Genomic DNA, 8,243 nt, shown 5'->3' with positions numbered 1-8,243 from the left:
CGCTGCTGCGCCGCCCAGGCCCCATCGGCAAGCTGCGCGGCGATGTCCAGCCGCTGCCCGAAGGCGCGCTGGCCGGTGTGCCGGCCGTGGCCAGCTACCCGCTGGCCTATCTGCTGCGCAGCGGCGCCGACAAGGCCAAGGCCTGGGCCGACCTGTGCCAGGCGGCGGCTGCGGCAGCCGCCGGCTAGCGGCGCAGGACCCTGGCGGCGGTGGGCGCCAACTAAAATCCCGTCCCATGACCTTCCTCGACCAGCTGCACACGGCGGCCCAGACAAACCGCTCGCTGCTGTGCGTTGGCCTCGATCCCGAACCCAAGCGCTTTCCTGCCGGCCTGAAGGGCGATGCCGGCCGCATCTACGACTTCTGCGCCCGCATCGTCGACGCCACGGCCGACCTGGCCATCGCCTTCAAGCCGCAGATCGCCTACTTCGCCGCCTACCGGGCCGAAGACCAGCTGGAAAAGCTCATGGAGCACATGCGCCGCAACGCGCCCCACGTGCCCACCATCCTCGATGCCAAGCGGGGCGACATCGGCTCCACCGCCGAGCAGTACGCGGTGGAGGCCTTCGAGCGCTACGGCGCCGACTCGGTCACGCTCTCGCCCTTCATGGGCTTCGATTCGGTGGCGCCTTACCTCAAGTACCAGGGCAAGGGCGCCTTCCTGCTGTGCCGCACCAGCAACCCGGGCGGCGACGACCTGCAGGCGCAGCGCCTGGCCAGCGTGGAGGGGCAGCCCCTCTTGTACGAGCATGTGGCGCGCATGGCCCAGGGGCCGTGGAACCTCAACGGCCAGCTCGGCCTGGTGGTGGGCGCCACCTACCCGAACGAGATCGAGCGCGTGCGCGCCCTCGCGCCCACCGTGCCGCTGCTCATCCCGGGCGTCGGCGCCCAGGGCGGCGATGCCGCGGCCACCGTCAAGGCCGGCTGGCGGGCGGATGCGCCCATCATCGTGAACTCGTCGCGCGCCATCTGCTATGCCTCGTCGGGCGACGATTTCGAAGCCGCTGCTCGGCGCGTGGCCAGCCAGACGCGCGATGCGCTGGAGCAGGCCAAGGCCGGCTGAGCGCGCTGAAGGGCGGCCAGGCCGTCCCCCTCAACGCTGACGAGGGCATATCGACAATTCCCGTCACCTGACGGGTGCCGATCGCCCCGCCGGCGACACAAAAGGTCGGTCCTCGGCCGCGGATCGCATACCTTTTTCCGCACCCGGCACGCCACTTCGCGGCCGAGGCAGCGCGGCACGGCGCTTGCCTGCCCATCCTCCGGCGCGGCATGCGCCGAGGAGTGGGAACCCCATGGTTGAGGAAAAGACATTGGCCGCCGGCCCGGCGGGCCCGGCCGGCACACGCGCGCGGCCGGCATCCGCATCGAATCCGGGACTGAGCGCCGCATTGGCGGCGTCGACGTTGCTCGCCGCCTGCGGTGGTGGCGGTGGCGGCAATGGGGGCGATGCCGGCGGCGGTCCGGCGGCCATCACCGGCGCCGGTTCGCTGGCGCCCCTGGCCAACACGCAGACGGCGGCGGGCTATGCCTACACCGGCGCCAAGAGCGATGCAGAGGCCGCGCGCTTCCTGCTGCACGCCCAAGGCTATGCCACCGACAGCGACCTGGCCGCGGTGCGCTCGCTGGGCTACCTGCCCTGGCTGGCGCAGCAGTTCGACGCGCCGCGCGCACCAGCCGGCTGGGACTGGATGAACAGCCGCAGCGGCCAGTCCGGCATCGGCTTCGACAACATGGTGTGGGCGCAGCTGATGGCATCGCCCGACGGCATGCGCAAGCGCATGGCCCTGGCGCTGTCGGAGATCTTCGTGGTGTCCGGCACCGACATCGGCTCGAGCTGGCCGCACCACATGATGTCGTCCTACTGGGACACGCTGGTGGCCGGCGTCACCGGCGATTTCCGCGGCCTGCTGGAAGCCGTCACGCTCAACCCGGCGATGGGCTACTACCTCAACACCAAGGGCAACCAGAAGGAAAACAGCCAGGGCCGCCAGCCTGACGAGAACTTTGCGCGCGAAGTGATGCAGCTGATGACCATCGGCCTGGTGCAGCTGGACAGCAAGGGACAGCCGCGGCAGGCGCCGGACGGCAGCCGGCTCGAGACCTACACGCAGGACGACGTGACCAACCTCGCACGCGTGTTCACCGGCTACGACCTCAACATCGCGGCCGGCGAGGAGAACGCCGGCGCGAGCAACCTGTGGACCGCGCGGCCGATGGCGCTGTTCCCGGCACGGCATTCCACGCTGGCGGCCAACTTCCTGGGCGCGTCGGTGCCGGCCAACACCGACGGCAAGACGGCGCTTCGCATCGCGCTGGACACGCTGGCGGGGCATCCGAACGTCGGCCCCTTCATCGGCCGCCAGCTCATCCAGCGGCTGGTCACGAGCAACCCCAGCCCCGACTACGTGGGCCGCGTGGCGGCCGTGTTCGAGAACAACGGCGCGGGTGTGCGCGGCGACATGCGCAGCGTGTTCGCGGCCGTGCTGCTGGACAACGAGGCGCGCGGCCCGCAAGGGCTTTCCAGTCCCGACTTCGGGCGCCTGCGCGAGCCCATGCTGCGCCTGGTGCAGTGGGCGCGCACCTTCGGCGCCGTATCCGCGCTGGGCACCTGGCCGGTGGGCAACACCACCAGCCCGAGCGGCACGAGCTTTCTGGGCCAGAGCCCGCTGCGTTCTCCCTCGGTGTTCAACTTCTTCCGGCCGGGCTATGTGCCGCCGTCCACGGCCATGGCGGGCAAGGGCATGGTGGCGCCGGAGTTCCAACTGGTGAACGAGACCACGGTGGGCGCCTACCTCAACTTCATGCAGGGCTGCATCCAGAACGGCCTGGGCAACAAGGACGTGGTGGCGGCCTACACGGCGGAGAAGGCGCTGGTGCTGGACATCCCGGCGCTGGTGGACCGGCTCAACCTGCTGCTGTGCGCGGGCCAGCTGTCCGGCGCCACCACCGACATCATCAGGAACGCGCTGGCCACGCCCGTGCTCACCACGGCCAGCAGCGATGCCAGCAAGGCCAACCGGCTGTATTCGGCCGTGCTGCTGGTGATGGGCTGCCCCGAATACCTCATCCAGAAATAGATAAAGGCGGGCGACCATGCACTACATCGATCCCAAGGGCCACACCCGCCGGGCTTTCCTGCGGCGCTCGGGCGCGCTGGCCGTGGCCGGCAGCGCCGCGCCCTTCGCGCTGAGCCTGTCGGCCATGAGCGATGCCGCGGCGCAGACGGCCACCGACTACAAGGCGCTGGTGTGCGTCTTCCTGTTCGGCGGCTGCGACTATTCGAACACCGTCATTCCCTACGACGACGCCAGCCACGCCGCCTACAGCACGATCCGCGTGCCGCAGGCATCGGGCGGCATTGCCATTGCGCGCGATGCGCTGGCTGCCACGGCGCTCAACCCGGCGGTGGCGCTGCCGAACCAGCGCCAGTTCGCGCTGCACCCGCAGATGGCACCCCTCAAGGCCCTGTTCGACGCCGGCACGGCCGCGGTGCAGCTCAACGTGGGGCCGCTGGTGGTGCCCCTGTCGCGCGCGCTCTACAGCAGCGGCAACAGGAAGCTCTACCCGGTGCCGCCCAAGCTGTTCTCGCACAACGACCAGCAGTCCATCTGGCAGTCGTCCTCGCCGGAAGGCTCGACCATCGGCTGGGGCGGCAACATCGGCGACCTGGTGATGGGCGGCAACGGCGGCAAGTCGCTGTTCACCTGCATCTCGGTGTCGGGCAATGCGGTGTTCCTCTCGGGCGACAACGCGCTGCAGTACCAGGTGGGCACCGGCGGCGCGGTGAGCATCGGCAGCGTGAACGGCACCAATGCCATCTACGGCAGCAACACCAGCACCCTGCGGGCCGCCATGGCGCAACTGGCGCAGCAGGCGCGCACGCACACCCTGGAGAACGAATACAACCGGGTGACGCGGCGCGCGGTGGACGCGTACGGCGACATCAGCGGCGCGCTCTCGGCGGCCGGCACCTACAGCTTCGATGCGGGCGGCACCCCCGGGCAGTTTCCGGCCACGGGCCTGGGCCGGCAGCTGGCGATGGTGGCGCGCCTCATCCGCGGCAGCCAGAGCAACCTGGGCATCAGGCGGCAAGTGTTCTTCGTCTCGATGGGCGGCTTCGACCTGCACGACAACCTGATTGCCAACCAGGGGCCGCTTCTTGCACAACTGAGCGATGCGCTCGGCCGCTTCCAGCAGGCGATGGCCGATGCCGGCATGGCGAAGAACGTGACCGCCTTCACCGCCTCGGACTTCGGCCGCACCCTCGCGTCCAACGGCGACGGCACCGACCACGGCTGGGGCAACCACCACTTCATCGTCGGCGGGGCGGTGAAGGGCAACGCCCTCTACGGCTACGCGCCGCCGGTGAGCATCAACAACGACAGCAAGGTGGCCGGCTATGAGGGGCACGTGGGCCAGGGGCGGCTGATTCCCACCACGTCGGTGGACCAGTACGGCGCCACGCTGGGCAAGTGGTTCGGCCTGGGTGATGCGCAGCTGCGCGAGATCCTGCCCAACCTGAAGAACTTCGGCGGATCGCTCACCGCCACTGACGCGGGCGGCAGCAACACCTACGACTACCCGACCGACGTGGGCTTCATGCAGCCAGCTTGAGACCGGCTGGCGCCTCAGCTCACGCCCGCCCGCCCAGGCGCTGCGTGGCCTCCTGCGCGCAGCGGCGAAGCGCATCCGCGACCGGGCCGTTCCACGCCGTGTCCAGCACGCCGGCCGGGCCGATCACGGTCAGCGCCAGCACGATGGCGCCCGTGTGGTCGAACACCGGCGCCGACATGGCGTTGATGCCCGGAATGACCTCGCCTTCCGAGCGGGCCAGGCCGCGCTCGCGCACCTGCGCCAGGCCTGGCTCGAAATCCTTCCACGGCATCACGGCCGGCGCCGGCGGCATGCCCGGCTCGGGGTCCGCACCGCCGCGCCTGCGTTCTTCCTCGAGCATCTTCTTCACCACGTCGGGCGCCAGGTAGGCGCCGAAGACCCGGCCCGAGGCGGTGCTGGTGAGCGAGAACACCGTGCCGTGCCGCATGTTCACATGCACGGGAGACGGCGCTTCGGCCACCCGCACGATGGTGGCGCCGCGCGCGCCCCACACGGCCAGGGCCACCGTCTGGCCGATGGCCTGCGCCAGCTCGTTGACCAGGGGCGTGGCCACGTGCACCGGGTTGGCCTGCTGCAGGCTGATCAGGCCCAGCTGCAGCGCCAAGGGCCCAAGCTGATAGTGGCCATTGCTGCGGTCTTGCTCGATCAGGCCCAGCCGTCCGAAACTGACCATGTAGGGGTGGGCCTTGGCCGGCGCCATGTCCGCCTCGCGGGCCAGGTCCTTCAGCGCCATCGGCCGGCCGTGGTGCACCAGCGCCTTCAGCAGCTGGCCGCCCACCTCGATGCTCTGGATGCCGCGCTGGTTGTCCGTGGCCATGCTGTTTGCCCTGGTGAATTCGTTGATACAAAAAGGATTAGACATTATCTGATCGCGCCCCTACACTCCGCGCATTCGTCAAACACGAACGTATTTGCTTTAAACAAACAAGGAGACGCACGATGAGCCAGCAGCCCAAAGCCTTCGCCAGCCAGGCCGACCTGGAAGAAAAGAAAGTCACTTTCAGCCAGATCTCGGAGCACGCCTGGGCCTACACCGCCGAGGGCGACCCCAACACCGGCATCGTCATCGGCGACGACGCGGTGCTGGTGGCCGACACGCAGGCCACCCCGGCCATGGCCGCCGACGTGATCCGCCGCATCCGCGAGGTGACCGACAAGCCCATTAAGTACGTGGTGCTCACCCACTACCACGCGGTGCGCGTGCTGGGCGCCAGCGCCTACCAGGCCCAGCAGGTCATCGCCAGCCAGGACACCTACGACCTGATCGTGGAGCGCGGCGAGCAGGACAAGGCCAGCGAGATCGGGCGCTTCCCGCGCCTGTTCAGCAACGTCGAGACCGTGCCCCCGGGCATGACCTGGCCGACCATGACCTTCACCGGCAAGATGACCCTGTGGCTGGGCAAGCTGGAAGTGCAACTGCTGCAGGTGGGCCGCGGCCACACCAAGGGCGACACCATCGTCTGGCTGCCCGGCGAAGGTGCCCTGCTGTCGGGCGACCTGGTCGAGTTCGGCGCCACGCCGTACGCGGGCGACGCCTACTTCAAGGACTGGCCGCAGACGCTGGACAACCTGGCGGCCCTCAAGCCCAAGGCGCTGGTGCCGGGCCGTGGCGCGGCGTTGACGACGCCGGAAGAGGTGGCCAAGGGCCTGAGCGAAACGCGCGACTTCATCGCCGACATGTACGCCAGCGTGCAAAAGGGCGTGGCCGCCGGCCAGGACCTCAATGCCGTCTACAAGGCCACCTATGCGGCCCTCAAGCCCAAGTACGGCCACTGGGTCATCTTCGACCACTGCATGCCCTTCGACGTGACGCGCTGCTACGACGAGGCCACCAAGTTCGCCGATCCGCGCATCTGGACGGCCGAGCGCGACGTGGAAATGTGGAAGGCGCTGGAATCCTGATCCGCTGAGCGGGAAGGCTTGCAGCCATGAACCTCCAGGACTTCGCGGCCGCCGATGCGGCAGGGCCGCTGGACTATCAGCAGGTGGCGTTCGACTACGTGCGCCACGCCGACCAGGATGCCGCCCAGCCGGTGCGCCGCCCCGTGGTGGTGGTGGGCGCAGGCCCGGTGGGCCTGGCGCTGGCGCTCGACCTGGCGCAAAAGCAGATTCCGGTGCTGGTGCTCGAGGGCGGCCACGCTCTCTCGACCGGCTCGCGCGCCATCTGCTTTGCCAAGCGCACGCTGGAAATCTTCGACCGCCTCGGCTGCGCGGACCGCATGGTCGACAAGGGCGTGTCGTGGAAGGTGGGCCGCGTGTACTTCGGCGCCGAAGAGGTCTACCGCTTCGACCTGCTGCCCGAATCGGGCCATGAGCGCCCGGCCTTCATCAACCTGCAGCAGTACTACGTCGAAGGCTACCTGGTGAACCGCGCCGCCGCCGTGCCGGGCATCGAGCTGCGCTGGCACAACAAGGTGGTGGGCCTCACGCAGCAGGACGACGGCGTGCGCCTGACCATCGAGACGCCCGAGGGCAACTATGAACTCGATGCCGACTACGTCGCCGCCTGCGACGGCTCGCGCTCGCAGCTTCGCTCGCTGCTGGGCCAGGAAAGCAAGGGCCGCATCTTCCGCGACCGCTTCCTGATTGCGGACATCACGATGGATGCAGACCTGCCCATCGAAAGGCGCTTCTGGTTCGCGCCGCCTTTTCATCCTGGCCAGAGCGTGCTGCTGCACAAGCAGGCCGACGGCATGTGGCGCGTGGATTTCCAGCTGGGCTGGGACGCCGACCCGGTGGCCGAGCGCCAGCACGAGCGCATCCGCCCGCGCGTGCAGGCATTGCTCGACAGCATCGGCCATTCGAAGGTGAAGTTCGACATCGGCTGGGCCAGCGTCTACACCTTTGCCTGCCAGCGCATGGAGCGCTTCCGCCAGGGACGCGTGCTGTTCGCCGGCGACAGTGCGCACGGCGTGTCGCCCTTCGGCGCGCGCGGCGCCAACTCGGGCGTGCAGGATGCCGACAACCTGGCCTGGAAGCTGGCCGCCGTGCTGCGCGGCGAGGCGCCGCCGACGCTGCTGGACAGCTACGGCGCAGAGCGCGAATACGCGGCGGACGAGAACATCCGCCACTCCACCCGCGCCACCGACTTCATCACGCCCAAGAGCGAGGTGAGCCGCCTGTACCGCGACGCGGTGCTGGCGCTGTCCAAGCACCATGCCTTTGCGCGCACGCTGGTCAACAGCGGGCGCCTGTCCACCGCCACGGTGCTGCGCGACTCGCCGCTGAACGCGCCCGATGCGGCGCAGGACTTTGCCGGCGCCATGGTGCCCGGCGCCAGCGCCGCCGACGCGCCGGTGCGGCGCGCCGACGGCAGCACCGGCTGGCTGCTGCGCTCGCTCGCGCCGCATCGCTTCAACCTGCTGGTGTTCGGTGCGCCGGTGGATGCGGGCCTGCTCGACGGGCTGGGCGGGCAGTTGAACGTGGTGCACGTTCCCTTGGACGATGCGCATGCGGTGGCCGCCGCGCGGTACGACGCCAGGCCCGGCACCACCTACCTGCTGCGCCCCGACCAGCATGTGTGCGCCCGCTGGCGCCATGCCGACGCGGCCGGCATCCGCGCCGCGCTGGACCGTGCGCTCGGATTGGCTCCTCTCCCCCCTGGGGAGAGGCTGGGTGAGGGGCTC

At 69.6% G+C, this 8,243-nt stretch carries 6 protein-coding genes and 1 pseudogene; 6 read left to right on the top strand and 1 reads right to left on the bottom strand.

Annotated features, from left to right (window positions below):
- The 4 genes and pseudogenes from VSO01S_RS27625 to VSO01S_RS24975 all read left to right on the top strand — a co-directional run.
- A pseudogene (locus tag VSO01S_RS27625) lies at positions 1 to 188 on the top strand (uracil-DNA glycosylase); the annotation flags it as partial.
- A 47-nt stretch (positions 189 to 235) separates the two neighbouring features.
- Positions 236 to 1,063, top strand: coding sequence for an orotidine-5'-phosphate decarboxylase (pyrF, locus tag VSO01S_RS24985; RefSeq protein WP_068645479.1), 828 nt, complete (start codon positions 236 to 238; stop codon positions 1,061 to 1,063).
- Between the two features lie 232 nt (positions 1,064 to 1,295).
- A complete protein-coding gene (locus VSO01S_RS24980; RefSeq protein WP_068645478.1) occupies positions 1,296 to 3,080 on the top strand; it encodes a DUF1800 domain-containing protein in 1,785 nt (594 codons plus the stop codon).
- Between the two features lie 16 nt (positions 3,081 to 3,096).
- Positions 3,097 to 4,617: a DUF1501 domain-containing protein gene (locus VSO01S_RS24975; protein WP_068645477.1), complete on the top strand. Its 1,521-nt coding sequence runs from the start codon at positions 3,097 to 3,099 to the stop codon at positions 4,615 to 4,617.
- Between the two features lie 19 nt (positions 4,618 to 4,636).
- Here the strand turns inward: VSO01S_RS24975 and VSO01S_RS24970 are convergent, their stop codons facing one another.
- The gene (locus VSO01S_RS24970) at positions 4,637 to 5,434 is read right to left on the bottom strand and encodes an IclR family transcriptional regulator (RefSeq protein ID WP_068645476.1); all 798 of its coding nucleotides are present in this window, start codon (positions 5,432 to 5,434) and stop codon (positions 4,637 to 4,639) included.
- A gap of 122 nt (positions 5,435 to 5,556) precedes the next feature.
- On the opposite strand from VSO01S_RS24970, the gene VSO01S_RS24965 reads away from it, so the two are divergent.
- Positions 5,557 to 6,519 (top strand): MBL fold metallo-hydrolase, encoded by a 963-nt coding sequence (locus tag VSO01S_RS24965; protein WP_068645475.1) that lies wholly within the window; start codon positions 5,557 to 5,559, stop codon positions 6,517 to 6,519.
- A 26-nt stretch (positions 6,520 to 6,545) separates the two neighbouring features.
- Positions 6,546 to 8,243, top strand: a 1,698-nt coding sequence (locus VSO01S_RS24960; RefSeq protein WP_153305428.1) for an FAD-dependent oxidoreductase, incomplete at its 3' end; no start/stop codon positions are given.

The sequence above is a fragment of the Variovorax soli NBRC 106424 genome, from assembly GCF_001591385.1.
Classification (GTDB): Bacteria; Pseudomonadota; Gammaproteobacteria; order Burkholderiales; family Burkholderiaceae_C; genus Variovorax; species Variovorax soli.
This window is presented reverse-complemented; position numbering and strand designations above follow the sequence as displayed.

Excerpts from the sequence above, each read along its gene's own strand:
- pyrF (WP_068645479.1), top strand. The coding sequence starts at position 236 with ATGACCTTCCTCGACCAGCTGCACACGGCGGCCCAGACAAACCGCTCG.
- VSO01S_RS24980 (WP_068645478.1), top strand. The coding sequence starts at position 1,296 with ATGGTTGAGGAAAAGACATTGGCCGCCGGCCCGGCGGGCCCGGCCGGC.
- VSO01S_RS24975 (WP_068645477.1), top strand. The coding sequence starts at position 3,097 with ATGCACTACATCGATCCCAAGGGCCACACCCGCCGGGCTTTCCTGCGG.
- VSO01S_RS24970 (WP_068645476.1), bottom strand. The coding sequence starts at position 5,434 with ATGGCCACGGACAACCAGCGCGGCATCCAGAGCATCGAGGTGGGCGGC.
- VSO01S_RS24965 (WP_068645475.1), top strand. The coding sequence starts at position 5,557 with ATGAGCCAGCAGCCCAAAGCCTTCGCCAGCCAGGCCGACCTGGAAGAA.